22 protein-coding genes and 2 pseudogenes are annotated in these 23,988 nt (G+C 71.0%); 11 read left to right on the forward strand and 13 right to left on the reverse strand.

Features of this window, described 5'->3' with window-relative positions:
• Window positions 1–46: 46 nt before the first annotated feature.
• The 3 genes and pseudogenes from ACIGYR_RS37315 to ACIGYR_RS37325 all read right to left on the reverse strand — a co-directional run.
• A pseudogene (locus ACIGYR_RS37315) lies at window positions 47–1,393 on the reverse strand (serine/threonine-protein kinase); the annotation flags it as partial.
• Window positions 1,394–1,884: 491 nt separating this feature from the next.
• A complete protein-coding gene (locus ACIGYR_RS37320; RefSeq protein ID WP_399607957.1) occupies window positions 1,885–2,523 on the reverse strand; it encodes a response regulator in 639 nt (212 codons plus the stop codon).
• The gene (locus ACIGYR_RS37325; protein ID WP_399607954.1) at window positions 2,520–3,740 is read right to left on the reverse strand and encodes a sensor histidine kinase; all 1,221 of its coding nucleotides are present in this window, start codon (window positions 3,738–3,740) and stop codon (window positions 2,520–2,522) included. The genes ACIGYR_RS37320 and ACIGYR_RS37325 overlap by 4 nt, the downstream gene beginning before the upstream one ends.
• Window positions 3,741–3,911: 171 nt before the next feature.
• Between ACIGYR_RS37325 and ACIGYR_RS37330 the strand changes: the two genes are divergently transcribed.
• From ACIGYR_RS37330 to ACIGYR_RS37355, 6 genes are all read left to right on the forward strand, one after another.
• Window positions 3,912–5,000, forward strand: coding sequence for an ABC transporter permease (locus tag ACIGYR_RS37330; RefSeq protein ID WP_399607952.1), 1,089 nt, complete (start codon window positions 3,912–3,914; stop codon window positions 4,998–5,000).
• The gene (locus ACIGYR_RS37335) at window positions 4,997–5,680 is read left to right on the forward strand and encodes an ABC transporter ATP-binding protein (protein ID WP_399607949.1); all 684 of its coding nucleotides are present in this window, start codon (window positions 4,997–4,999) and stop codon (window positions 5,678–5,680) included. The genes ACIGYR_RS37330 and ACIGYR_RS37335 overlap by 4 nt, the downstream gene beginning before the upstream one ends.
• Before the next feature lie 403 nt (window positions 5,681–6,083).
• Window positions 6,084–6,431 carry a hypothetical protein gene (locus ACIGYR_RS37340; RefSeq protein ID WP_399607946.1) on the forward strand — a complete coding sequence of 116 codons (348 nt, stop codon included), beginning with the start codon at window positions 6,084–6,086 and terminating at the stop codon, window positions 6,429–6,431.
• Between the two features lie 200 nt (window positions 6,432–6,631).
• On the forward strand, window positions 6,632–7,372 hold the full coding sequence (locus ACIGYR_RS37345; RefSeq protein WP_399607944.1) for a class I SAM-dependent DNA methyltransferase: 741 nt from the start codon (window positions 6,632–6,634) through the stop codon (window positions 7,370–7,372).
• A 347-nt stretch (window positions 7,373–7,719) separates the two neighbouring features.
• The gene (locus ACIGYR_RS37350; protein ID WP_399607942.1) at window positions 7,720–8,418 is read left to right on the forward strand and encodes a helix-turn-helix transcriptional regulator; all 699 of its coding nucleotides are present in this window, start codon (window positions 7,720–7,722) and stop codon (window positions 8,416–8,418) included.
• Window positions 8,419–8,449: 31 nt separating this feature from the next.
• The gene (locus ACIGYR_RS37355) at window positions 8,450–9,022 is read left to right on the forward strand and encodes a DUF3291 domain-containing protein (RefSeq protein ID WP_399607939.1); all 573 of its coding nucleotides are present in this window, start codon (window positions 8,450–8,452) and stop codon (window positions 9,020–9,022) included.
• An 18-nt stretch (window positions 9,023–9,040) separates the two neighbouring features.
• On the opposite strand, the gene ACIGYR_RS37360 is transcribed toward ACIGYR_RS37355, so the two are convergent.
• Complete coding sequence (locus ACIGYR_RS37360) at window positions 9,041–9,754, reverse strand: SDR family NAD(P)-dependent oxidoreductase (protein ID WP_399607937.1); 714 nt, start codon at window positions 9,752–9,754, stop codon at window positions 9,041–9,043.
• A gap of 101 nt (window positions 9,755–9,855) precedes the next feature.
• Between ACIGYR_RS37360 and ACIGYR_RS37365 the strand changes: the two genes are divergently transcribed.
• Window positions 9,856–10,704: a helix-turn-helix transcriptional regulator gene (locus ACIGYR_RS37365; protein WP_399607935.1), complete on the forward strand. Its 849-nt coding sequence runs from the start codon at window positions 9,856–9,858 to the stop codon at window positions 10,702–10,704.
• A 151-nt stretch (window positions 10,705–10,855) separates the two neighbouring features.
• Here the strand turns inward: ACIGYR_RS37365 and ACIGYR_RS37370 are convergent, their stop codons facing one another.
• The 4 genes and pseudogenes from ACIGYR_RS37370 to ACIGYR_RS37385 all read right to left on the reverse strand — a co-directional run.
• Window positions 10,856–11,281, reverse strand: a complete 426-nt coding sequence (locus ACIGYR_RS37370; RefSeq protein ID WP_399607933.1) for a hypothetical protein — start codon at window positions 11,279–11,281, stop codon at window positions 10,856–10,858.
• A gap of 105 nt (window positions 11,282–11,386) precedes the next feature.
• Window positions 11,387–12,346: a sigma-70 family RNA polymerase sigma factor gene (locus tag ACIGYR_RS37375; protein WP_399607931.1), complete on the reverse strand. Its 960-nt coding sequence runs from the start codon at window positions 12,344–12,346 to the stop codon at window positions 11,387–11,389.
• A gap of 22 nt (window positions 12,347–12,368) precedes the next feature.
• Window positions 12,369–13,568 carry an NAD(P)/FAD-dependent oxidoreductase gene (locus ACIGYR_RS37380; RefSeq protein ID WP_399607928.1) on the reverse strand — a complete coding sequence of 400 codons (1,200 nt, stop codon included), beginning with the start codon at window positions 13,566–13,568 and terminating at the stop codon, window positions 12,369–12,371.
• Window positions 13,569–13,735: 167 nt separating this feature from the next.
• Window positions 13,736–13,846 (reverse strand): annotated as a pseudogene (locus ACIGYR_RS37385) (AAA family ATPase); the annotation flags it as partial.
• Window positions 13,847–14,098: 252 nt separating this feature from the next.
• On the opposite strand from ACIGYR_RS37385, the gene ACIGYR_RS37390 reads away from it, so the two are divergent.
• Complete coding sequence (locus tag ACIGYR_RS37390; protein ID WP_399607925.1) at window positions 14,099–14,578, forward strand: hypothetical protein; 480 nt, start codon at window positions 14,099–14,101, stop codon at window positions 14,576–14,578.
• A 56-nt stretch (window positions 14,579–14,634) separates the two neighbouring features.
• Here ACIGYR_RS37390 and ACIGYR_RS37395 read toward each other — a convergent pair whose 3' ends face one another.
• The 5 genes from ACIGYR_RS37395 to ACIGYR_RS37415 all read right to left on the reverse strand — a co-directional run bounded on the left by ACIGYR_RS37395 (window position 14,635) and on the right by ACIGYR_RS37415 (window position 18,501).
• On the reverse strand, window positions 14,635–15,159 hold the full coding sequence (locus ACIGYR_RS37395) for an IS5 family transposase (protein ID WP_399607922.1): 525 nt from the start codon (window positions 15,157–15,159) through the stop codon (window positions 14,635–14,637).
• A gap of 104 nt (window positions 15,160–15,263) precedes the next feature.
• Window positions 15,264–15,680 carry a hypothetical protein gene (locus tag ACIGYR_RS37400; RefSeq protein WP_399607919.1) on the reverse strand — a complete coding sequence of 139 codons (417 nt, stop codon included), beginning with the start codon at window positions 15,678–15,680 and terminating at the stop codon, window positions 15,264–15,266.
• 218 nt (window positions 15,681–15,898) lie between these two features.
• Window positions 15,899–16,615 (reverse strand): hypothetical protein, encoded by a 717-nt coding sequence (locus tag ACIGYR_RS37405; RefSeq protein WP_399607916.1) that lies wholly within the window; start codon window positions 16,613–16,615, stop codon window positions 15,899–15,901.
• 230 nt (window positions 16,616–16,845) lie between these two features.
• Window positions 16,846–17,013, reverse strand: a complete 168-nt coding sequence (locus tag ACIGYR_RS37410) for a hypothetical protein (RefSeq protein ID WP_399607913.1) — start codon at window positions 17,011–17,013, stop codon at window positions 16,846–16,848.
• Window positions 17,014–17,211: 198 nt separating this feature from the next.
• A complete protein-coding gene (locus tag ACIGYR_RS37415) occupies window positions 17,212–18,501 on the reverse strand; it encodes a PAS domain-containing protein (RefSeq protein WP_399607911.1) in 1,290 nt (429 codons plus the stop codon).
• Between the two features lie 362 nt (window positions 18,502–18,863).
• On the opposite strand from ACIGYR_RS37415, the gene ACIGYR_RS37420 reads away from it, so the two are divergent.
• The 3 genes from ACIGYR_RS37420 to ACIGYR_RS37430 are packed head-to-tail and all read left to right on the forward strand — an operon-like array spanning window position 18,864 to window position 23,694.
• Entirely contained in the window at window positions 18,864–20,234 is a 1,371-nt protein-coding gene (locus ACIGYR_RS37420; protein ID WP_399607909.1) for an acetyl-CoA carboxylase biotin carboxylase subunit family protein, read from the forward strand.
• Window positions 20,231–22,243 (forward strand): PEP/pyruvate-binding domain-containing protein, encoded by a 2,013-nt coding sequence (locus ACIGYR_RS37425; protein WP_391836856.1) that lies wholly within the window; start codon window positions 20,231–20,233, stop codon window positions 22,241–22,243. Before ACIGYR_RS37420 ends, ACIGYR_RS37425 begins: the two co-directional genes overlap by 4 nt.
• An 8-nt stretch (window positions 22,244–22,251) precedes the next feature.
• Window positions 22,252–23,694 (forward strand): MFS transporter, encoded by a 1,443-nt coding sequence (locus tag ACIGYR_RS37430; protein ID WP_399607907.1) that lies wholly within the window; start codon window positions 22,252–22,254, stop codon window positions 23,692–23,694.
• Window positions 23,695–23,988: the final 294 nt, after the last annotated feature.

Consider the following 23,988-nt stretch of genomic DNA (forward strand, 5'->3'; position numbering starts at 1 on the left):
GTCGCGGGCCTCGCCCCCGAGCGAGGACCGACTGGGAGTTCCCCCTGCCGTCCTCGTCGGTGATCGTCAGCTCCACCAGGACCACGCCCTCATGGGTGCCGAGGACGGCCGTGACGTAGCGGTCGGCCGGGAGGGAGGCGGGGGTGATGCCGGAGCGCCACAGGGTGCGTCCGGTGGTGGCGTCGACGCGTTCCGGGAGAAGTGCGCTGCCGGCGCAGTAGAGGGCGTCGTCGTCCGGTAAGCAGGCCGGTGCTCTGTTGCCCTCGTACCCCGGTGCCTTCTTCACGCCCCGTTCGGCGACCGCGTACGCGGTCGTCTGCCATGGCTTCCAGTCGGTGGGCAGGGCGCTCCAGCGGGCGGCGGGTGCGGAGTCGACCCGTGCGGTGCCGTCGCTGTCGTCCGGGGCGAGCAGGAGGTATCCCGTCAGGGCTGCGGCGAGCGCACCGGAGACAGCCGTGAGCGTGCGTACGGTACGTCATCGGGGGCGGCGGTTGGTGGTGGTCTCGGCGGCGGCGTGGGGCGCGCTGCCGGGAGGCGCGGAGAGCGGCCGCCGGGTCAGCCTCCGCGGTCCGCCGGGTGGCGGCTCGGGCAGCGCCTCGGCCAACGCCCGTGCCAGTTCCTCCGGTTCGGGCCTGTCGGCCGGGTCCTTGGCCAGGCACCGGTCCAGTTCCGCGCGCAGCCGTCCGGCCACCCCGTCCAGGACGGGCTCGTTGTGGACCACCCGGTATCCGGTGAGGTAGGGGCTGTCGGCGTCGAAGGGGCCGCGTCCGGTGACGCAGTACACCAGCAGTGCGCCGAGGGAGAAGACGTCCGAGGCGGGTCCGACCGTGCGGGCGTCGGTGAACTGCTCGGGGGACATGAACGGCGGGTTGCCGATGACCTGGCCGGTCTCGGTGAGGGTGTGGTGGCTCTCGACCGCCCGGGAGATGCCGAAGTCGATGACGCGGGGGCCGTCGTCGGCCAGCAGGACGTGGGCAGGTTTCAGGTCGCGGTGCACCACTCCAGCCCGGTGGATGTCCCGCAGGGCCTCCACCAGGCCCAGCGCCAGCGGCCGCAACTCGGTGACGCGCAGGGGTCCTTGGTCGCGGATGTGGGCGGCGAGCGACTGGCCGGGCACGTACTGGGTGGCCATCCAGGGGGCTTTGGCTTCGGGGTCGGCGTCCACCACGGCCGCGGTGAAGGCGCCGCTGACCCGGTGGGCGGCCTCGATCTCCTGCCGGAAACGGGCGCGGAAGACGGAGTCGCGGGCGTACTGGGCGTGCACGACCTTGACGGCGACCTCGCGGCCGGAGCGTGATCTGCCCCGATAGACCCGGCCCATGCCGCCGGCTCCGAGCCGGCCGACCAGCTTGTAACCGCCGATGGACCTCGGGTCGTCCCTGTGCAGCGGCACGCGCTCCCCTCAAGTCGCCCAGCGCTTGCAGGCCGTCAGCATACGGAAGCCGGCCCCCCGGCGGCCTTCGCCCTCCCGCCGTCGAGAACCCGGCGAGAGACCGCCGTCGTACCGCGGTGGAGTGTGCTCCGGCGTTCGCCATGTATGACGTGGTGTGAGCGAAGGGCCGGCCATCCATCTGCGCCGTATGTGTGTGCAGAAAGTCGCCTGATGGGTCAGGTGAGGGCCTGCTCGTCATGGCCGGCTGTCATCGCTCGGGTCGCAGACTGAGCGGTTGCCGCAGCCGGACTCCCCGCACCGGCTGCCAAGGCCGGCGCAAGCGAAGCCACCGTTCCGGCCTTCTTCCACCTGACTCGCACCAGCGGACCGACGCGCGAAGTCGTCCGGTGATCCGGACTCGTGGAGTGCTCCTTGTCTCGCCGACTCCGGGCGACATCATCAGAAGCGGTGTCCCAAGAGGATTCTGCGACGGGTTCAGGGGTGGTTTCCGGTCAGCGGCGGATGAGGCCGAGGTCGGTGGCGGTGGCGACGGCTGCGGTGCGTGACTCGACACCGAGTTTGGTGTAGACGCGGGCGAGGTGGGACTTGACGGTGCCCTCCGTGAGGTGGAGGCGGTGGCCGATGGCCTGGTTGGACAGGCCGTCGGCGACCAGGGCGAGGACTTCGGTCTCCCGCCGGGTCAGAGCGGTGCCGGGCATGCGCAGCCGGTTCATGAGTCTTTCGGCGACCGTGGGGGCCAGGGTGGTGCGGCCGGCGGCGGCGGTGCGCACGGCGGCCGCCAGGTCTTCGGGCGGAGCGTCCTTGAGGAGGTAGCCGGTGGCGCCGGCTTCGATGGCGGGCAGGGTGTCGGCGTCGGAGTCGTAGGTGGTGACGACCACGACGCGGGGGGAGCCCGCCCGGGCGGTGATCTGGGCGGTGGCTTCGGCACCGCCCATGCCCTTCCCGAACTGCAGGTCCATGAGAACGACGTCGATGTCGCCCTCGGCGGCACGTGCGACGGCGTCCTCGGCGGTTGCGGCCTCGGCCACGACGACGAGGCCGGGCTCGGTTTCCAGCACGGCGCGCAGCCCGGCCCGGACCACGGGGTGGTCGTCGGCCAGGAGAAGGCGAATAGGGGTCGGGTCGGTCACGAGCGGGCCTCGGGCGTGCTGTCGGCGGTCGGGGTGAGGGGGAGCTGGGCGGCCAGGCTGGTGCCGTGGCCGGGGGTGGATGAGAGGGTCAGGGCGCCACCCAGGGAGTGCACGCGGGCGCGCATGGCCGCCAGGCCGAAGCCGCCGCCTTCGGGGTCAGGGGTGGGCGGCCGGTCGGGATCGAAGCCCGTGCCGTCGTCGACGACGCCGAGGGCGACGTGGTCGTCGCCGTAGCTGAGGGTGATCTCGGCGGTGGTGGCGTGGGCGTGGCTGACGGTGTTGGCGAGGGCGGACTGGGCGATACGCAGAAGGGCGACTTCGTGCGCGGTGGCGAGCGGGACGGGGTCGCCGGTGAGGTGGAAGCGCGCGGTGATGCGGTGGCGGGAGCCGGCGGTGGTGCACAGGCGCTCCAGGGCACCGGCCAGGGTGGTGTCTTCCAGCGCGGGCGGGGTGAGGGCGGCGACGAAGCGACGGGCCTCGGCGAGGTTGTCCACGGCTGCCTGGCGGGCCGCATCGACGTGGCGGCCGGCGGCATCGGGCCGGTCGGGCAGGGCGCGTTCGGCGGCGCGCAGCAGCAGCTGGATGCTGGAGAGCCCCTGGGCGAGGGTGTCGTGGATCTCGCGGGCCAGGCGTTCGCGTTCGGCGAGGACTCCGGCGGTGTGCTGGGCCCGGGCCAGGTCGGCGCGGGTTGCGGTGAGCTCCTCGATCAGGCGTCTGCGCTGTTCGCTCTCGCGGTACAGGGCCTGGTACGCCCACACCACCGCGACAGCGACGGCGGCGCCGAGCGCGGGGCCGATCGCCATGGCCGCGCTGAAGTAGTGCTGGTGGGCGGCGAAGCCGGCGATGGCCGCCGCCGCGGTGGTGGTCACAGCCGCCAGTCCGGCGCGGCGGGGCAGCAGATGGAGCTGGAGGAAGTACAGCGGGAACGCCACCCACACCCCGTCGGAGGACAGGGCCAGCAGCACCAGCCATACGACGCCCACGGCCGCCAGCCACAGGGCGGCGGCCCGCCGGGAGCGGCGGACGCTGGGCAGGAGCGGCCCGGCGGCGTACACCGCGGCGCAGGCCGCCGCAGCGGCGACGGTCGACCCGGCGTGGGACTGGCCGTCGGCGACGGCCCGGCCGGCGGCCAGGGTGAGCAGGCCGATGATCAGCAGGTGCAGGCACCAGGCCAGGGTCCGGGTGGTGGGGGTCAGGGCGGGGGCGGAGGTGTTCACAGTGCCCTCCAGGCTACGAGGGCATGCTCCCGGCTGCCTCCGTCGAAAGTTAGAGGGCTTGTGCTGCCGTTCGGCCCGTGAACTGCCCTCCTGCGCCAGACGCGCACACAGGGGGCCGGCGGCGACGGTGGAGTCACACCGCTTCGCCACCGGAAAGGACAGGCCAAGGCCGTGTTCGTCGCCTGGAGAGACCTGAGGTTCGCCAAGGGGCGCTTCGCCCTGATGGGAACCGTCATCGTACTGATCACCCTGCTCGTCGGCCTGCTGTCCGGGCTGACGGCCGGCCTGGGCCGGCAGAACATATCCGCGATCACGGGATTGCCCGCCGACAGAATCGCCTTCCAGGCTCCCACCGGCGGTCAGGACCTGTCGTACGCCAACTCCACCGTCACCCAGAAGCAGTGGCAGCGGTGGTCCAAGGCCCCGGGCGTCGAAAGCGCCGAACCGCTCGGGATCACCATCACCAAGGCCACGGCCGGGTACCACAGCATCGCCGTCTCCCTTTTCGGCGTCCAGGCCGACTCCGGCCTGGCCCCGGACAGCAGCAAGATCGACGACGAGTCGGTGGTGCTGTCCGCCACGGCCGCCGATGACCTCGGCGTGCAGACCGGCGACCACCTCACCCTGGCCGGGCGGCAGCTGAAGGTCGCCGCGGTGCAGGGCGACGCCTACTTCAGCCACACTCCGGTCATCTGGACCAGCCTCACTGTCTGGCAGAAGAGCGCACCACCCGGGAGTGACGGTGCCGGCCCGACCGCCACTGTCGTCGCCCTGAGCACCACCACCAAGGCCGATGTGACGGCAACCGACCAGCAAGCCGACACCAAAACCGTCTCCACCCACGACTCGCTGTCCGCGATCGGCTCCTACACCTCCGAGAACGGCTCCCTGCAGCTGATGCGCGGATTCCTGTTCGCCATCTCCGCTCTGGTCATCGGAGCCTTCTTCACCGTCTGGACCCTCCAGCGCAGCGGTGACGTCGCCGTCCTGAAAGCCCTGGGCGCCTCCACCGCCGACCTGCTCAAGGACGCTCTGGGCCAGGCCGTGGTCCTGCTCGTCGGCGGCACCGTGATCGGCACCGGCGTCGCCGCCGGCCTGGGAGCCCTCGTCGCCGGCAGCGCCGTGCCCTTCGTCCTCACCGCCGGCACCGTCCTGATCCCGGCCACGGTGATGATCGCCCTCGGCGTCCTCGGCGCCGCTCTGTCCATCCGCCGGATCACCTCGGTCGACCCGCTGACCGCTCTGGGGAGCGCCCGATGAGCCTGGAGCTGACCGACATCACCCTCACCTACCCCGACGGTGACACCCGGCTCACCGCCCTCGACCACGTCAACCTGGAGGTTCGTCAGGGCAGCCTGACCGCTGTGGTCGGCCCCTCCGGCTCCGGCAAGTCCAGTCTCCTGGCCGTCGCCGCAACCCTCATCACACCCGACGCCGGCACCGTCACCATCGACGGCACCACTACCACCGGCCTGAACCGGGGCGAGCTGACCGCCCTGCGCCGCCACAAGATCGGCATCGTTTTCCAGCAGCCCAACCTGCTGCCGTCCCTCACCGCCGCCGAACAACTCCAGATCATGGCCCAGATCGACGGCCGCAAGCCCCGCACCGCCCGAAACCGGGCCATGGAACTCCTCGACGCGGTCGGCCTTGCCGACCAGGCCGGCCGCCGGCCCCACCAGCTCTCCGGCGGCCAGCGCCAGCGCATCAACATCGCCCGCGCCCTGATGAACGACCCCACCGTCCTCCTGGTCGACGAACCCACCAGCGCCCTCGACCACGAACGCGGCGCCGCTGTCATCGACCTGATCACCCGGCTCACCCACCAGCAGGCCACCGCCACCGTCCTGGTCACCCACGACCGCACCCACCTCACCGCCGTCGACCAGACCGCCGAAGTCCACGACGGCAGGCTCACCCTCGCGGCAGCGGCCTCGTGACCTGTGCAGGACGCCGGTGCGCACGGACCGCGCCGATCCCCACCGGACCGCGCCGATCCCCACTTCCCGGAGCGATGCCACGGCGGAGGAAGAGGCGCGGACCGCGCCACTGCCGGCGTGCAACGGGCAGGAAGGCGGGGAGGCCGCCGGTCTGGTCTCGGCGGCAGCTGATCGACGGACGGCATACGGTTCCGAGTCCGGACCGGTGTTCCGTGGCGGGACGTGCCTACCGAGTACGGGGCGTGGGGCCGGGCTGCGACCAGCACGTGGCCACATCTCAGGCCCACACCGCTTTGACCACGGCGTGGCCTGCCGAAGCCGCCTGCTCGTCGACGGGGCGACCGCCGTAGATCGGCAGTGTCCAGGGCTGGTCGGTGTCTGTCTGGAAGGCATGGGCTGCGGCATGGAGGTCATTGACGGTTCAGCGACGTCGTGGATGACGGTGGTGACGCTGGCGTCGGACCGGGCCAGGGAGGCGGAGGTGACGGCCTGGCGGGTGCGGCGGTTGATCGCGGAGGCCAGGGACCAGGCGGCTGGGTCGTCGTCTGCCCCCCCGGTTGAGGATGCTGTGGGTGGTGACGAGGACGGTGAGCAGGGAACGACCGGAGAGGTGGGTGTCGATCTTCCCGTCGTCGGTGTCGGTGAGGCGGTCGGGAAGCCGGATTGCCGGCCGGAAACGGTGAGCGCGTTGCGGGTATGCGATGTCGCGGTGTGGATGAGCCACCGCGCTCTGGGGCACATGTGCCCCTGAGGGGGTCTACCGCCAACAGCTCCCCGTGGGCGGTGCACGCTGCTTTGAGGAGAACGAGCGCACCACTGTCGTGCCCGTGCGGCCCCGAGCCGGGCGGTGCCCTGAAGGTCTGTAGCGGCCCGCCCCGAACCGTGTGATCGGAGCCGATGGAAGGTAAATGCGTCGACAGCGTCCCCCGGCGCCCGGCAAAGTGGCCGTCCGTGACGAGTAGTGAGCTGTGGACCCGTGCGACCGCCGACCGCTACGACGCCGAGGAGGCCCAGACGTCCTCGGCCGCCGTTCTCGGACCGACTCTCGCCTTCCTCGCCGAGCTTGCCGGTGACGGCCGGGCACTGGAGTTCGCCATCGGGACCGGACGAGTGGGCGTCCCGCTGCGGGAACGCGGCGTGCCGGTAGTGGGCATCGAACTGTCCGAGCACATGGCAGCGGTGCTGCGGCGCAAGATCGACGAGGACACGCTCCCGGTAGTCATCGGGGACATGGCCACCACCGTCGTTCCCGGCGAGTTCACCCTGGTCTATCTCGTCTACAACACCATCACGAACCTGCTCACGCAGGACGAGCAGGTCGAGTGCTTCCGCAACGCCGCACGTCATCTGGAGCCCGGTGGCCGATTCGTCATCGAGTTGGGCGTGCCGCCGCTGCGGTTCCTGCCGCCCGGCCAAGTCGCGGTGCCGTTCGACGTCTCTGAGCAGCATCTCGGCTTCGACACCTTCGACCTCGTCGAGCAGATTCTCGTCTCGCACCACTTCACCCGCGACCACGACGACGGCAGCTACCGCCGCGACAACTCCCGGCACCGCTACGCCTGGCCGGCAGAGCTCGACCTGATGGCGCGGATCGCTGGGCTCGAGAGGGAACGTCGCGTCGCGGACTGGGACGGGGCGCCGTTCACCCAGGACTCCGCGAAGCACATCTCCGTGTGGCGCAAGCCGGCCTGAGGTCATCACCGGGTCGTCGCCGTAAGCCGCGCCTGTCCTGAAACTCCTGTCGGGAGTTCAGTCGTCGCCGGCAGATCAGCGCGCATCCGAGGGTGAGGAAGGCTTCGTGGATGTCGTCGCGTACGTCATGCCCGAGCCGAAGCCGAGTTCCTGCGGGACCGCGTCGTCGAGGTGGCGTGGCCGACCATGCCCCGCGGCGGTGGCGCGGTCATCTGATCAATCCCGGTATCCCCATGCCCGCCGCACACCTACATGGTCAACGGCATCGACGACTCCCTACTGCACGCCGAGGGGGCGGCTATCTCCGCGCTTCTATATCCAACCTGTGTTGTTCCTACAATGGCCGGATGGAGGACATCGAAGCGATCGCGGCGTTGCAGGATCCGGTGCGGCGCCGTCTGTACGAGTACGTGGCGGCGCAGGGCCGCGAGGTCGGCCGCAACGAGGCTGCCGAGGCGGCCGGGGTGGCGCGCACGCTCGCCGCGCACCACCTGGACAAGCTGGCCGAGGTCGGGCTGCTGGAGAGCGGTAGCCGCCGCTTGACGGGCCGCTCGGGGCCGGGGGCGGGCCGCCCCGCCAAGGTGTACACGCGGGCGCGTGCCGAGCGGGCGGTGTCGCTGCCCGCCCGCGACTACCGCACCGCTGCCGAGCTGCTCGCCGAGGCCGCCGAGCGGGCCGGCCTGGATGTCGAGCTCCGTGCGGCAGCGCGCCGCCGGGGTGAGGCCCTGCGTGGCTCGGCAGCGCCATGCGCCGGCCTTGACGAGGCTGCGGAGTTGCTGGCTGCCCGCGGCTACGAACCGCATCTGGAAGGTGCGGAGGACCCCGAAGGCGCCAAGAAGCCGTCCGACGCGGCCGCGCGCGTCGTGCGTATGCGCAACTGTCCCTTCCATGCCGTCGCCGATCGCTACCCGCCGCTGGTCTGCGGCATGAACCTCGCGCTGCTGGAGGGTCTGCTCGGCACGGACGGTCCTGTCCGCGCCCGCATGGACGCCCGCCCCGGGGAGTGCTGTGTAGTGATCGAGGATTCTAAAAACAACTGTCATTGACATAGAAGTTGGGCCATGCTGGGATGAGGCCATGACCGCATCCACGCGTGCCGCCCACCTCGCCCAATTCAACGTCGCCGCCCTCCGCCACCCCCTCGATGACCCCCGCATGGCGCCCTTCGTCGATATGCTCGACCCGGTCAACGCCGCCGCCGACGGCACACCCGGCTTCGTGTGGCGGCTCGTGGAAGAGGGAGAGGCCGACGCCACGGGCCTGCGCCCGGCGGGCGAGAACGTCATGGTCAACCTGTCGGTGTGGGAGACCCGGCAGGCCCTGTGGGACTTCACCTACCGCAGCGGCCACCTTGAGGCGATGCGGCGACGCCGCGACTGGTTCGAGCGGCACGTCGAGGCGCACTTGGTCCTCTGGTGGGTCCCGGCCGGTCACCTCCCGACGGTCGGCGAGGCCATGGAACGGCTGGCGGACCTGCGGGCGAACGGACCGTCCCGCCGCGCGTTCACTTTCACCTCCTCCCACACCGCAGCCGATGCCTGCACCGCCGCCGAGGCCGCCCAGCACCTTCAGGCCGTGCCACCGGTACAGCCCGGGCAAGTCACCGGGTGTGCGCGACCGACGCCGACCGGGGACACGGCACTGGTCTAGGGCAGACACGCCCGGTGCCTACCAGGGCAGAGGTCCCGCGGCATCGAAGTACCCACCGGTAGGGCCGTCCGGGATCACCTGCGCCATGCGGACGATGATCCCGACGCCCTCCTCGACCGTCTGGGTCCCGGTGTTGCCGTTCAGATCCGTCTTGGTGAAACCCGGCTCGACCGCGTTGATCCGCATGTCCGGGAACGCCTTCGCGTACTGCACGGTGATCATGTTGACCGCCGTCTTCGAAGCCGGGTACGCGACCCCGGGGTAGGCGGCGGTCGGGTGGCCCGGCTCCGACACGTGCGTGAGCGAGGCCAGGCCGCTGCTGACGTTGATCACGACCGGTGTCGCGGACTGCTGCAGCAGCGGCAGGAACGCTCGGGTGACCCGCACCGTACCGAAGACGTTGGTCTCGAATACTTCCCGCATCATGCCGGCGGTGGTGTTCGCAGCAGTGGGCACCTCGTTGTTCGGGCCGCGCACCTCGATGCCGGCATTGTTTATCAGCACGTCGAGGCCGCCTTCGGCTTCGATGGTCTTCACCGCGGCCGCGACGGACGCGTCATCGGTGACGTCGAGCTGTACGGCCCGAGCCCCGGCGCCCAACTGTCCGGCCGCGCGGCGACCGCGAGCCGCGTCCCGGCTGCCGATGTAGACGGTGTGGCCCGCGCCGATGAGGCGGCGGGCGGTCTCGTAGCCGAGACCCTTGTTCGCTCCGGTGATCAGCGTTGTCGTCATGCCTCCACAGTCCACCTCATCCGCTCGCACAGCCAGGAGTCCCGCCTTCCTGGGAACAGCGGTACCAGGCACATGCACGTTCGGCTGGGCACACTGGACGCATGACGACGGCGGAGTTCGGCAAGGCGGTGCGTCGCTGGCGCGACCGGGTCCGGCCCGAGGCGGCGGGGTTGCCGGCCGGCGGACAGCGGCGCGCGGCAGGGCTGCGCCGCGAGGAACTGGCCATGCTGGCCGGGATCTCCGTCGACTACGTCACACGGCTTGAGCAGGGACGTGCCACCAACCCCTCGACCCAGGTCGTGGAGGCCCTGGCCCGGGCGCTCCGGCTGTCGGAGGAGGAGCGCGCGCATCTGTTCCGGCTCGCCGGGCTCGCGCCGCCGGGCCCGGAGACGGTGCCGACGCACATCACCCCGAGCGTCCAACGGCTGCTGGACCGCCTGACGGGGACGCCCGTGGCGGTCTTCGACGCCACCTGGACCCTACTCGTGGCCAACGCGCCCTACGCTGCCCTGATGGGCGACACGTCCGGTCGGCGCGGCTACGAGCGCAACGGCGTGTGGCGCCACTTCCTCGGCCCCGGGACCGGGGCCCGGCGCACACCGCAGGCGCAGCGCGACCATGAGGCCGCGCTCGTCGCCGACCTGCGTGAGGCATCCGAACGCTACCCGGCCGACCGGCGGCTCCAGCGGCTGATCGCCGAACTGCGTGGCGGCAGCGAGCGGTTCGCCGAGCTGTGGAACGCGGGCGCCGTCGGCCGTCACGAAGGCTCACGGAAGACGATCGACCACCCGCAGGTCGGGCCCGTCACGCTGGACTGCGACGTCCTCACCGTGGCGGGCAGCGACCTGCGGATCATGGTGTACACCGCAGAACCCGGCACCGAGGAAGCCGAACGCCTCGCCCTCATCACCGTCCTCGGCACCCAGGACCTCGTAGGTCCCGCCACCTGAAGCGCTCCGGCAGTTACGGTCTTGACGCACCGGCCGGTCCCCGCACAGCCGAGAACGGCTCGCCGTCTGCCGCGCGCAGCCCTGCCGGCCAGAGCGGTCAACCGCCGGCTGAAGCGCCAAAACCTGTCCTCGTCCCGTCAGTCGCTGCTCGTCACTGCGACCCCGCGGCCACCAGCGTCGCGGTGACGGTTTCGAGCTCGGCGGCCAGCTCGTCGAGCTCGGCGGGGGACAGGGCGTCGTACGGCGGGGCGGCGAGCTCGTCGGTGAGGGCTTCGATACGTTGCTTGGTTTCCCGCCCGGCATCGGTGAACCGGCCGTCGGTGTCGACGAGCCCGCGCTCGCGCAAGCCGTCCATGACCGCGGCCAGCCGCTCCTTCGGCAGGTGATGGAGGCGCCCGAACGACTCCGGCGGGTGGATGCCCCGCGCCAGCGCGTCGAGCACGTGGGCCTCCGTGCCGCCGATGCGCACGCCGACGAGAGCGGCGACGTGCCCGTCACAGCGGTGCTCGCGCAGCATGGTCGCGGAATGCCACAGCCGGGCGGCCGGGTTGGCTTCGTAGGTGACGGTTGACGCCACCTGTAGGTCAGTTCTGACTCCACCCGGTGGGTGGGGGTGCCGATTTTGTAGGTGAGAAATGACTCCACCTGGCGGCCCCCTGTGGCGGGTTGAGCCCGTGTCGGGTCACCATTGGGTGACGAGCGGCGTGTCCGGTCCGTGCTGCCGCCAGGCTTCGGTGAGGCGGACGAGGCGGGTGGGGGCGGCGATGCCGCGCACGGTTGCGATCTTGCCGCCTGTGATGTCGAACGTCACGGCGCCGATGACCTGGTCGCCGATCATGAAGAGGATGGCGGGGGCGCCGTTGACGAGCGCGTAGTGGATGGCGGGCGTGCCGCCGGCAAGTCGCCGTTTCGCGGGTGTGGGTTTGAAACCGGCCCGCGCGATGGCGGCGATGCGCTGCGGAGTGTCGTACTGCAGCAGCGTCTTGGCCGCGCCGGCGCCGTGGGAGTCGGCGATCGCGGTCGCGTCGTCGGTGAGCAGCGCCACCAGGCGTTCGGTGCGGCCTGAGGAGGCAGCGGCGAGGAATTCCTCGACGATCCTGCGGGCGGATGCCGGGTCGACTTCGCCGCCGCTGGGGCGCGCGGCGGTGATGCGGTGCCGGGCCCGGTGGAGGTGTTGCTGGCTTGCGGATTCGGTGATGTCGAGGATCTCGGCGATCTCGGCGTGGCTGTGGGAGAACGCTTCGCGCAGGACGTAGACGGCCCGCTTAAGGGGTGACAGGCGTTCCATGAGAGTCAGCACGGCCAGGGAGACCGATTCGCGCTGCTCGAACGTGTCGGCCGGGCCGAGCATCGGGTCGCCGTCCAGGAGCGGTTCGGGCAGCCAGGCGCCGACGGTGCGTTCGCGGCGGGCTTGTGCCGAGCGGAGCCGGTCGAGGCACAGGTTGGTGACGACCTTGGTCAGCCATGCTTCGGGCACCTTGATCAGTTGCCGGTCGGTGGCCTGCCAGTGCAGGAACGCGTCCTGCACGGCGTCTTCGGCGTCGGCGGCGGAGCCCAGCAGCCGGTACGCCAGCGAGGCCAGCCGGTTCCGGCTGGCCTCGAACCGGCTGGTGTCGAAGCGATCAGTGGCGGTGCTGTCCACGTGGACCTTCCTCGTCAGGCGGCTACGCGACCGTCCTCTCGGCTGCCGCATCCGGTACGGCGGCCAGGCGGCGCTTGAGCTTGGGCAGGCCGAAGGTCGGGTGCGAGGTGGTCCACAGCGACATCTTGAGGATGCCCGCCTTGACCCGCGCTGCCTTCCGGCCGCCCACATACTTCGGCTTTGCTTGCGCTTCGCCGTCGACCATCTGCAGGATCCCGTCCCGCCGCCCGAGGCTGATGTGGTTGCCCAGGTACTCCAGCTTGGTGTTCGGGATCTTGCGGCCGGTCAGGCGTCCCACGATCGCGGACGTGGCCTGCATGCCGGTGTAACCGGCCGAAGCGCAGGACATCGGCAGCGGCCGGCCGTTGTCGCCGATGGCGTAGGCACTGTCGCCGGCGGCGTAGACGTTCGGGTGCGAGACCGACCGCATGGTGCGATCGACGACGATCCGACCGTTCTCGGTGACCTCCAGCCCGCTGCTGGCGGCGATGGGGCTGACCGTGAACCCTGCCGTCCACACGGTTGCGTCGGACGCCAGGGCGGTGCCGTCGGCGCACAGCACCCGCGTCGCTTCGACGGCTTCGACGCTGGTGTGTTCCAGGACGGTGATGCCCAGCCGGTCGCAGGCCCGGCGCAGGTGGCTGCGGGCTCCGGCGGAGAGCGGGGCGCCCAGCTCGCCGCGGGCGACCAGCGCCACCGACAGGCCGGGCCGGGATTCGGCGATCTCGGTGGCGGTCTCGATGCCGGTCAACCCGTCGCCGACGACCAGCACACTCCCCTCCTCGTCCCCCCTGCTCAGGCTGTCCAGGCGCTCGCGCAGGCGCAGCGCCGCCGGACGACTGCTGACGTCGAAGGCGTGCTCGGCCACGCCGGGGACGCCGCGGTCGGCGGCGTGGCTGCCGAGCGCGTAGAGGAGCGTGTCGTAGCCGAGTTCGCCGCCGCCCTCGGCGTCGGCCACGGCGACGACCTGGCGCTCGGGGTCGACGGTGGTGACACGGGCCAGGTGCAGCCGTATCCCCGTGCCCACAAAGACGTCGGCGAGCTGTGGAGCCTCGATCTCCTGGCCGGCCGCGAGCTGGTGCAGCCGCAGCCGCTGGACGAAGTCCGGCTCGGCGTTGACCACGGTGATCTCGGTGTCCGCCGGGGACAGCCGACGGGCCAGGGTTCCGGCCACGTAGGCCCCGGCATAGCCGGCGCCGAGGACGACGATGCGGTGCTTCATGTGCTGCTCCTGTCGGTTCGCTTGGCTCTGCGTGACTTGAGCGGAACAGCGCCCCGATTACTGACAGGAACTGCATGTGGCATGCGTCACATCGCGGCAGTGGGTACTTTCGGCACCGTGAGGCACGGACAGGAGTCTGGGGCCCACAGCAGAACGGCGCCGTCTGGTCAGCCCGCGGTGACAGCGGCGGCCTGCTGTTCGGCGCGGGCACGGGTGGCGGCCAGACGGTAGGAGTCGGTGCCGGTCGCGATGATGTTCCCGCCGAACGTCAACCTGTCGCTTGCGCGGCGGCGGCCACACCGACTCCAGCGCCAGCGCCACCGTCCTGCGGCCCACCCCGTACTTCGCGGACAAAGCCCTGCTGGACAGCCCTTCGACCCGAGCGTCATGGCGTATCGCCGCGTACAACTCGACCTTCGAAAGGGGCACTTGAGCCACCCAGGGCTAGGGCGTGTTTCGAAAGTGCTGGTCACAGCCATGCGTAGCGAAAGCACTGGTGCCAGCGCACCGATTTCGACAAGCTGCGACACATGGACTGGACGCCCCTGCTCTCCACACTGACCGGTGCCGTCATCGGTATCGCAGCCACTCTGATCGCCGATCGCAACCGGTGGCGGCGGGAGGAAGCCAGGCACGCTCTGGAAGTACGGCGCGAGGTCTACACGGAGTATGTTTCCGCCCTCAAAGCCGCGGGTGAGGAGATACGGGCCGTCGCCTTGGGCGACCACATGTCCGAGTCGGCACGCGACGCGGCGGTGCGGGAAGCCGTGCGCGGCACCGGCATCTACACGGCGAGCGAACGCCTCTGGCTCGTGGGCCCCCCGCAGGTCGTGGAGGCGGGGAACGAGGCGTTCCACCGCCTGCGCGCGATCCGCGACGCCTATGCCCGTGGAGTGGCTGTCGGCTCCGCGGACGACGCGCCCCTGGTAGAGCGGCGGCGCAAGGCTATGGCGCAGATGCGTCGCCTCATGCGTGAGGACCTGGGCATCGGACCCCTCGGAATCGAGTGATGTGTCACCGGCCCTGAGCTCGTCCCAGCCTCGCGAGGTCCCCGCCACCGTGCAGGTCACACCCATTCATTGATGGCCGCGACCAGCACGGTCGCCTCATGGCGGACGGCGAGCTTGTCGTACCTCGTCGCCACTGCTCGGTGGCGCTTGAGGCGATTGATGCCGCACTCCACCGCATGGCGCTCTTTGTAATCCGCGGCGTGGAACTTCGGCGGCCGACCACCCCGGGAACCGCACTTCTTGCGGTTGGCGATCTGGTCGCGCTTCTCCGGGATCGTGCAGGGGATACCGCGCTTGCGCAGGTCAACGCGGTTCGCGCGGGAGCCGTACGCCTTGCCGGCGCGAACCTTGTCCGGACGGGTGCGCGGACGGCCTGGCCCGAGCCGAGGCACCCGGATACGGCCCAGGGCCACCTGGAACTGCGGGGAGTCACCGCGCTGTCCGGCCGTGATCACCAGCGACATCGGCTTCTGGGCCTGCTCGACCGCCAGGTGGAGCTTGGTGGTCAGCCCGCCCCGGGAGCGTCCGAGCCCGTGGTCGTCGGGCTCGACGAAGGCGCCACCGGGCGGCTCGACCTGCATCCCTGGCGAGACCCGACACCAGTACATCAAAGACGCATCCAGGGATGAAACAACAGAATGAAGCGACCTCCAAGGCACCGTGTCAGGGAGGTGGCCGACTCGGTTCACGCTTCGTCGCGGTGGGTGAGATGGCCGTCGGCGAGCCGCCAGTAGCGCTGGTGAGGAGTCAGTTGCCAGGTCTCGTCGGCAGCGATCGCCTGCGTGATCCATTCATGGAGTTGCGGGAGGGCGTGCACTCGAAGAACACCGCGGGTGGCAGCACGTTCAGCGGCATCGACCGGGTGGACGGTTATGCGGAAGCCGACCATGTCCGGGTGAATGCCGCGGCCGTAGTTGCGGGGGTTCGGAGCGACCCATGCTGCTCCCAGGACGATGGTCCCGCTGTCATGCCCGGTGAGAAACTGCAGATCCGTGACTCGGGTCATGTAGGCGCCCAGACACTCCTTGATGTCGGTGGTGGTCAGTGGCCAGGCACGGTGCCGGGGCAGTCTTCGATTTCGCGCGGACATGGCAAGCAGCATGGCAGAAGGTCACTGCCGGCCCTCACGGGTGTTCTGTTCGGTGGCGTTGTCGAAAAGCACACGGGCGGAGTCCGCCCAGCGATCGCGGTCTCCTCGTCGAGCCCTGACTCCGGGTTCGTTGAAAGTGTTCCCGGCCGGTTGGGCTGGCTCGCTCTCCTACCAGGTCCAGGGTGATCGCGGGGAGGTCCTCCGGCCGGCTGCCTGCGGGTGCGTTTGACTCAGTGGAGGATGCTGACGGCGCGGGCGATCACGAGGAGTGAGGTGAGCAGGGCGGAGATGCTCTGGACGCTCATCATGAGCTTGGCCCGGGTCGTGAGCGGCATCGTGTCGGTCGGGCTGAAGGCCGTCGAATTCGTGACGGACACGTACAAGTAGTCAATCAGCGTCGGCACCCAGTCCGATCTGCCGCTGGCGCCGTCCGCGACCTCCCCTACGGCGTCGTCGTTCTCGTCCTGAGAGAACCGGAAGTCCGCCAGGGGAAAGTCGGAGCGAGGTGACTGAGTACGGCTGACGGGGCCGCCCCGGTCCAACTCCCAGTAGGCCAGCCCGAAGACGATGATGTTGGTCAGCCAGACCTGGAGTGCGGCCAGCAGCAGTGCGTGACCGTTCTTCACTCCGGCGTACAGCAGCTCGTGGATCAAGATGCCGAGGGCGATCAGATTGCTTGCGGCGATGACACCCACCAGCGTCAGCGACAGGACGCGAAACGCTCTCGTCTGGCGGGTGAGCCGCTTGGGGTTGATGGCGATGAGCGGTACGAGCAGCAGCAATTCCAAAGCGGGCAGCACGAATCGGGGTGCGATGAGCAAGCTCTGCGGCAACGCCAGGTAGAGGAGGATGGCGCACGCCGTGGCGACGACTGCCGGCAGCCGTGCCTCGCCCCGGCGTCCGTGCCGGGGGTGCCTGGTACGAGCCTCCGCTCGGCTGCCTGCCATACCTGCCCCTCAGCCCCGGTGATCCACGTCGGTGAAGTCTAACGAGGGCGCTGCTCCGGGCAGCGGCGAATCGCTCGCCGAAACCCGCCGTTCCACCCTCCTTGCGCCCGGCGGTAGTGATGCCCAGCCGGAATCGGCAGTCGCGCTGCCCCGGCCGCGTCCTTCCCGTCGCTGGGGCCCGGGGGAAAGTTTCTGGCCTTCGAGGGGGTGTCCGTAGGGAGGCGTAAGGCCTACGGTGCACCGCCGGGCTTCCGCTTACCACCGGCGAGCTGGCCCACCATCATGACGATGAGGCCCGCCAGGAGAACAGCGCTGCCGATCAGCGTTCCCGACGGGCGAACGTCCGAGTCGCTGATCAACAATCCGAAGAACATCTGCCGGCACAGCGCGATGGCCACGACCAGCTGCCCCAAGCCGTAGATCCGCGGGGCGCGAACATGCCGCCGGTTCATGGGAGTACCCGGCCACGGGCAACCGCCGCAACGCCGGAGGCAGCGATGAGCGGCGCCAACAGAAAAAGCAGGCGTGCTGCTGGGCCAGCTGGCACCGCGCCTGAAGAAGCGTTCCGTCTGGTCGTCGGCCCCGGGGACGACCCGTCAGGCGGGGCTGAGTGGATGTGCCGCCGTGGTGGAGCGGGGCGGCCAGGTGTGCGGGGAGAGGATGCCGAGCACGTAGGCGCGGGCGACGAGCGCCGGGCGGGTCGCGCCCCCCAGGAGGTGCCGGAGGCGGCTCAGATGGTAGTCGACCGTCTGCCGCGAGAGGTGCAGCGCCTCGGCGATGCCGGCGTTGCTGTGCCCGGCGGCCAGCAGGGCGAGAATCCGCACCTGGGCGGCGGTCAGCGGAGGATGCGGCTCATGGCTCAGACCGAGTCCGGTGATGACCGCCCAGACGTCGGGAAGCCAGTCCCCGGTACGGCGCACAGCGCTCAGATGGACCCAGGCGCGGCGCTGGCGCTGGTCGCCGTCGACGAGCACGGCACTGGTGCGCGCGCTTCTGCGCCGGCCGCCTATGAGGTCGTCCCAGACTCTGTGGAGCGCGGCGCGTTCCGGTGTCCTGGCCAGCAGGCCGTCGGCCGGTGAACCGACGAGGTCACGGAGCCGGACGCGCAGCAGTTCGGCGACCGCGGAGCTGGCCTCCCCGACCACTCCGTCCGCCGACAGCCGTAAGCACGGCAGGCCGCTGTGGTCCCGCAGGGCGCGCAGATCCTCCTCGGCCTGACGCCGCTGGTCCAGTGCGTGGGTGTACTCGGTGATGTCCACATAGATGCCCGCCACGCAGGGCAGCGTGCCCCAGGTGACGGGGAAGCGGTATCCGGCCGCGTGCCCGGGGGAACCGTCCGGGCGCCGGTAGACGAGGGTGTGCCGGACGGAGTGGCCGCCGGTGAGAACCTCCTTGTCGAAAGCGAGGAACCGGGCCGCGTCCTCCGGGCCGTCCGTCTCGGTCAGGTGGCGGCCGATCAGGTGGTCGCGTGTGGTCCCGTACAGGTGGGCGTAGGCGTGGTTGGCCCAGACGTAGCGGCCATCGGCGTCGCGGACGAACACGGCGGCGGGGCTCAGGTCGGCGAACGCCGCGCACGCCCCCGTACCGGCCGCCGCGTCGCTCACCTCGACCGCGACTCCCCGGCTGCGCCGGCGCTGCACACCGTCACCCCGGACCGACCGGTTGACGTCGAAAGTGCGGCCCTCGAACCGCGTCTGGTAGCGGCCGTCGTCCAGTAACGCCGACGGGCCGCCGTGGTCGTTCCGCAGGGCCTCCAGGAAGCGTTGCGCGATGTGTTCGTCCGCGAAGGCGCCGCCCCCGCTGTCCACCATGCCCGCACCGCCGTCGGCCTCCCACCAGAACACCGGGAGAGTCGCGAGCAGCGTCTTGAGATCGGCCTCGTCCACGGCTCAACTCCTTCAATTTTGCACGAACATCACGTTGAGTGACACATCATGCGTGTCCCGTAGGTGATAGCGCATGCCGGGCCGCCCGGAATGCGCTGGATGTCGCAGGTGTACGCCCGAGTCGGGCACTAACACATCACCGAACCTTCACATGGCGGCAACCGCCCTGCGGAGTAAGGCATTTGCCTGAGACGTTCACGCTCGGCACGCCGTAGGAAGGGCACCCGGACTGCTTCGCTGGTATGAGACCGCGAATCGGCGGCCGGCAGGCCGGCGCATCCCGGCCACCGCCACGCCGCGCACCGCGCGAACCATCGCGCGACAGGAGCAAGAACCCGGACAGCAGAAGGAGTTGGGTAGCAGTGGCGAAGGTGCTGTACGTGCATGCGAAGGGCGGACCGCCGGTCGGGTACGCCCTGGATCGGGTGGCCGCGAGGGCAGCCGTGCACCTGCTGGCACTCAGCGAACTGCCCGCCGGTGTGGCGGAGCACGCGGAGGGGCTGTGCGCCTCGGTGGTCCGCGGGGAAGCAGGTACGGACGATCTGGTCGAACTCATCGCGTCCCGCGCCCACGAGGTCGGCGCGGACGCCGTCGTCACCTTCTCGGAGTACGCGGTGGTCGCGGTCGCCGAGGCGTCCCGGCGGCTCGGACTGCGGGGCGCCGGGCCCACCGCGGCCCTCGCCCGCGACAAGCGCCTGATGCGCGCCACGTGGGACCGCCGGGGCATACCCCAGCCCCGGTTCCGCACCGTCACGTCCGTGGGGCAGTTGGCGGCCGCCGTGGCCGAACTGTCCTGCCCCTTGCTGCTGAAGGCGGCCTGGAGCGCCGGTTCGACCGCGCACCAGATCATCGAGGGACCCGCGGACGTCCCGGGTGCCTGGGCGCGGTCGCACGCCGTGATGACCGAGTCGGCGCGGCTCGGCTACGCGGAACTCCATGTCGCCGGCGCCGGTGAGGACTTCATCGTGGAGGAAATCGTCACCGGCTGCGCCGAGGAGTGGTTCGAGGGATCCGGCTGGGGCGACTACGTCAGCGTCGAGGGCGTGGTCGTCCAGGGCGTCTTCCGGCCGGTCTGCCTGAGCGGCCGGATGCCGACGGTGGCGCCGTTCACCGAGCGCGCCGGCATCACCCCGGCCGCGGTCGGCACCGAGGCCCAGGCCAGGATCGTGGATCTGGCCCGGCGGGCCGTGGAGGCGCTCGGGCTGCGGGACTGCGGTACGCACACCGAGATCAAGCTGGGCGCGGACGGCCGCATGTGGGTGATCGAGACGGCGGCGCGCTTCGGCGGCGCGATGACCGTGCCGCAGATCGAGGAGGTCTTCGGGCTCGACATGATCGCCTTGTTCACCGAGCAGTTGCTCGGCGGCTCGCCCGACTGGCCGCCCGGGGCGCTCACGCCCGCGGACGCCGACGGCGCGGCCGGGTCCCTGGTCGTCCTCGCCGTGGACGGCGCGGGCGCGCCGTGGCCGCGCCGGCACCTGTGGGACTCCGGCTCGGTGATCCGTTCCGCCCCGGTCGGCGCGGGCAGCACGCTGACCGTCGTCGGGGAGAGCTCGTTGCCGGACGGCACACCGGTGCCGGTCTACGATCCGGCCGCGGGCGCCAACACCATGGCGGGGCTGTGCCTGCTGTCAGCCGACCGGCCGCAGGCCGTCGTCCGCGACTTCACCGCCCTGGTGGACGCCATGCCGCACCTCCTGCCGGTGTACGTCCCGCAGGAGGTGACGGTATGACCCTGACACTGGGTGAGACCGAGGTTCCCGGAACGGGCGGGGACCGCACCGTCGTCGGCGCCAACCTGTCGCTGCCGCTGTTCCGCACGCTGTCCGGGGTGCTCGCCGGACACCCGTACCTGAAGGTCGTGGTGGACCGTGTCGAGAGCACCTGGCACCTGCTCGACACCCGGGTGCACCCCTTCCACGTCAACTACATCGCCACCCACGTCCTCGGCATGACCCTGGAGGAACTGGACGCCGACCTCGACGCCTTCAACGCCTCCGTGTACATGGACCCCGGGCGGCGTTTCCTGCTGGGGGTGCTGTCCCTGCACAGCGAGGAGACGGCGGACGGCTCCGAGAGCCCCTTCCTGGTGCTGGAGACCACCGAGGCGGACACCATGCACGGCGCTCTGCTGGAGGAGTTCTACCTCTATGTGCGCGGGCGGGTCGACGGGCGGCTGCCGCTGCTGCTGAAGCCCGCCAACCACGGTCAGGAGCACGAACTGGCCTCGGTCAGCGAGGCACGCGTGCCACGCATCCTGAGCCACGCCCTGTTCGGCAACCGCACGCGCACCTGCCTCAACCCAGGGGAGGCCGAGGGCCGCCTGCGCCACTTCCGCACCATGGCCGAGTACGAGGCCGCCGCCGCGCGACTGGGCTGGGCGGACATCGTCGCCATGCCCCGCCTGCCGGACGACGTCCCCAGGGTCGCCGGCTTCATCAACACCGCCCCCATCACGCCCCTCTCGCACACCAATGTGCTGGCCTCGGGCTGGGGCATCCCGAACGCGATCGTCCGCGACTTCGACACCCTCACGGGAGGCGACGGCCTGGACGGCGCCTGGGTGCGCTACCGGGTGCGCGAGGACTCCATCACGCTCGAACCACTCTCCGCCGCACCGGACTTGCAGAAACCGGCCTGGCACCAGCAGCGCATCCGCATCGAGACCCCGCTGCTAGAGGAGGCCCCGGTCCTGGCCCTGCACCGACTACGGCGCACCGACCGTGACAGTTACGGCACCAAGGCCGCCAACCTCGGCGAACTGCACCACGTCCTGGACAGCCGCACCGCCGATCTGACGGCGTTCTACACGCGCCCGCGCCCGCCGCGCCGCGATCTCCTCGGCCATCTCGCCGCTCGGCTCGGCGAGCAGGAGACCTCACCGGAGCGGCTGCGAGCCGCCGCGGCCCGATGCGTGGCGGAGACCGTCCGCGCCCCCGAAGGCGTAGCGCTGCCGTTCCGCCTGCACCATCTGTTCCTGACCTCCTCACCGGCCCTCCAACAGGGCATCGGAAAGCTGAAGATGGCCCTGGAACTCGAAGCGTTCGACATCGTGGACCCGTTGTGCCTGAACCTGCAGCACCTCGTGCGGAGCACACCGATGCCGGACGAGGTGGCCCGGTCGATCACGGCGTCGGTGCCGGGGCTGCTCGCCGGCCGGCACCGCATGGTGGTGCGCTCCTCGTCCAACGCCGAGGACCTGCCCGGCTTCTCCGCCGCGGGGATCTACGACTCGGTGACCACCGTTCGCGGAGCGGAACAGCTCCTGGACGCCGTGCGCCAGGTGTGGGCGTCACTGCTGTCGCCGCGCAGTGTGCGCCTGCGGCACCAGGTCGGCATCTCCCTGGACGACACCTACATGGGCGTGATCGTCCAGGAGTACGTGCCCGCCAGCCTCGGGGGCGTGCTGGTGACCTGCAACCCGACCCGGCGTGAGGACTTCCGCAACGTGTACCTCAACTGCACGCCCGGTTCGCCGGAGCGAGTGGTGGACGGCACCATCCTGCCGCAGCAGTACCTCTACAACACCGTCGAGGGCGGTGGGCGCACGATGGACGTCGGCACCGCGGGTGAGGACCTGCCGCCGGAGACCCGTACGGCTCTCGCCCGGCTGGCCCTCACCGGACGCCTGCTGCAATCCCACTTCAGCGCGGAGGACGCGGACGACGCCCTGGACATCGAGTGGCTGATGACCGACGAGGGGGCGTTCCGTCTGGTCCAGATCCGCCCCTACGCCCGGTGAGGCGCCGTATGCCCGTACGGTGGCACCGTCGAACCGAGCCGGTCGCCTCCCCGGTGGCCCGTCGGATCATCCGCCTGAACAACGGGTTCCAGCTGCTGTTCAACCTGCTGTGGTGGATGCCGGTCTTCTACGCCTACCAGCGTGACGCCGGGCTGTCCGACCATCAGATCTTCGGCATCCAGAGCATCTACTACATCGCGTTCTGCCTGTTCGAGATACCGACCGGTGCCATCGCCGACCGAATCGGCGCCCGCAACTGCCTGCGCGCGGGCGCGGTCGTCATGACGGCCGCGAACATGGCGCCGGTTCTGGCCCCCTCGTACACCGGCTTCCTCGTGCATTTCCTCGCCATCGCGGCCGGACGCTCGCTCACGTCGGGCGCGGCGAGCGCCTATCTGTACGACGGTCTGCGCGCCGAGGGGGCGGAGGCCCACTACCTGAGGGCCGAGGGCACCGCGCGGTCCCTCGGGCTGGCCGCCAAGGTCGTCTGCTGGCCGCTCGTCGGTCCGTTGATGGCGCTGGCCGCGCAGACGCCGTACGTGCTGAGCGCGGCCAGTGCCGCCGGGTCGCTGGGCTGTGCGCTGGCGCTGCCGCGGCTCGCGCCGCGCGGCAAGGACACCGGGCCGGGCGCGCGCGGGCGGCGGAGCGGAACCCTGCTGCGCGACACGGGTGCCGCTCTGCGGGCCCTGCGCGTCTCCCCGTGGCTGCCGCTGCTCATGGTGCAGGGCGTGGCGGTGTTCACGCTGTCGCGCATCTGCCAGGTCAACCTCTTCCAGCCGGTGCTCCTGGATCACGGGATCGGGGAGAACGCACACGGCAGTGTGCTCGCGGCCATGACGGTGGCCGAAGCGGTGGCCTCGGCGCGTCCGCAGTGGCTGAGCCGTCGGCTGGCTCCGGCCCAGTGGGTGTCCCTGCTGAGCGTGGCCCTCGCCGTGGTCCTGGCGGGCACCGCCCTCGGCGGTCCCTGGCTCGTGGTGGCGTTGCTGTGCGCGTTCGCCGCGATCACCGGGTTCGTCTATCCCGTCCAGCGCAAACTCATCAACGACGCCATCCCGGCGGGCGCACCGCGCGCCACGCTGCTGTCCGTGGAGAGCATCGTGGACCGCGGAGTGTGCGCGCTTGCGGCGGTCGCCGCGGGCGCGTACCTGGCGTCCGGCCGGCTCGACGCGCTGTTGTGGCAGAGCGCCGCGGTCACCTGCGTCCTGATGCCGGTACTGCATCTGGCGCTGCGCCGGACGGGCCGCGCGGCACCGCGCGCGAAGGGCGAGGCCCGCGCACGGGCCCAGCGCACGAAGTCCCCTGCGGTGCCCTCCCGTTCGGGGCCGGTCCCGGGCTCGGGTCTGCCCCCCGGCGCCGGTCGGGTGTCCGGCGCGGGTTCGGCCTCCGGCTCGCCATCGGGCGCCGAGCCGGTGTCCCTGCCGGTCGACGAGGGTGTCGCACCGCATCCATGAGCGATCTGACCGGTCCCGCACCGGATCAGACACGGGACCGCCGGGGGAGAGGTCATGGGCATGGTGTCCGGTCACCTCTCCTCCCGGTGTGGCCGCCGGGCGCCGCGATCCGGTGCAGCGGCTGACGGTCGAGGCAGCCGTACATGTCGCCCAGCCGGCGCGACAGGTCGGGCGTTGGGGCGGCCCCCCCCCCGCCCGGGGCCCCCCCCCCCCCCCCCCCCCCCCAGCCGAACCCCGCACGGCGGGCCACCCGGGCGGGCGCCGAGGGGGCCGGGCGCCCCCCCCCCCCCCGCG

The organism is Streptomyces sp. NPDC053076, from assembly GCF_044546845.1.
In the GTDB taxonomy this organism is placed as follows: Bacteria; Actinomycetota; Actinomycetes; order Streptomycetales; family Streptomycetaceae; genus Streptomyces.

Coding starts and splice junctions, on each gene's coding strand:
- ACIGYR_RS37335 (WP_399607949.1), top strand. CDS start 4,997: ATGAGCCTGGAGCTGACCGACATCACCCTCACCTACCCCGACGGTGAC.
- ACIGYR_RS37340 (WP_399607946.1), top strand. CDS start 6,084: ATGGAGGTCATTGACGGTTCAGCGACGTCGTGGATGACGGTGGTGACG.
- ACIGYR_RS37350 (WP_399607942.1), top strand. CDS start 7,720: ATGGAGGACATCGAAGCGATCGCGGCGTTGCAGGATCCGGTGCGGCGC.
- ACIGYR_RS37355 (WP_399607939.1), top strand. CDS start 8,450: ATGACCGCATCCACGCGTGCCGCCCACCTCGCCCAATTCAACGTCGCC.
- ACIGYR_RS37360 (WP_399607937.1), bottom strand. CDS start 9,754: ATGACGACAACGCTGATCACCGGAGCGAACAAGGGTCTCGGCTACGAG.
- ACIGYR_RS37365 (WP_399607935.1), top strand. CDS start 9,856: ATGACGACGGCGGAGTTCGGCAAGGCGGTGCGTCGCTGGCGCGACCGG.
- ACIGYR_RS37380 (WP_399607928.1), bottom strand. CDS start 13,568: ATGAAGCACCGCATCGTCGTCCTCGGCGCCGGCTATGCCGGGGCCTAC.
- ACIGYR_RS37390 (WP_399607925.1), top strand. CDS start 14,099: ATGGACTGGACGCCCCTGCTCTCCACACTGACCGGTGCCGTCATCGGT.
- ACIGYR_RS37395 (WP_399607922.1), bottom strand. CDS start 15,159: ATGCAGGTCGAGCCGCCCGGTGGCGCCTTCGTCGAGCCCGACGACCAC.
- ACIGYR_RS37400 (WP_399607919.1), bottom strand. CDS start 15,680: ATGCTGCTTGCCATGTCCGCGCGAAATCGAAGACTGCCCCGGCACCGT.
- ACIGYR_RS37405 (WP_399607916.1), bottom strand. CDS start 16,615: ATGGCAGGCAGCCGAGCGGAGGCTCGTACCAGGCACCCCCGGCACGGA.
- ACIGYR_RS37425 (WP_391836856.1), top strand. CDS start 20,231: ATGACCCTGACACTGGGTGAGACCGAGGTTCCCGGAACGGGCGGGGAC.
- ACIGYR_RS37430 (WP_399607907.1), top strand. CDS start 22,252: ATGCCCGTACGGTGGCACCGTCGAACCGAGCCGGTCGCCTCCCCGGTG.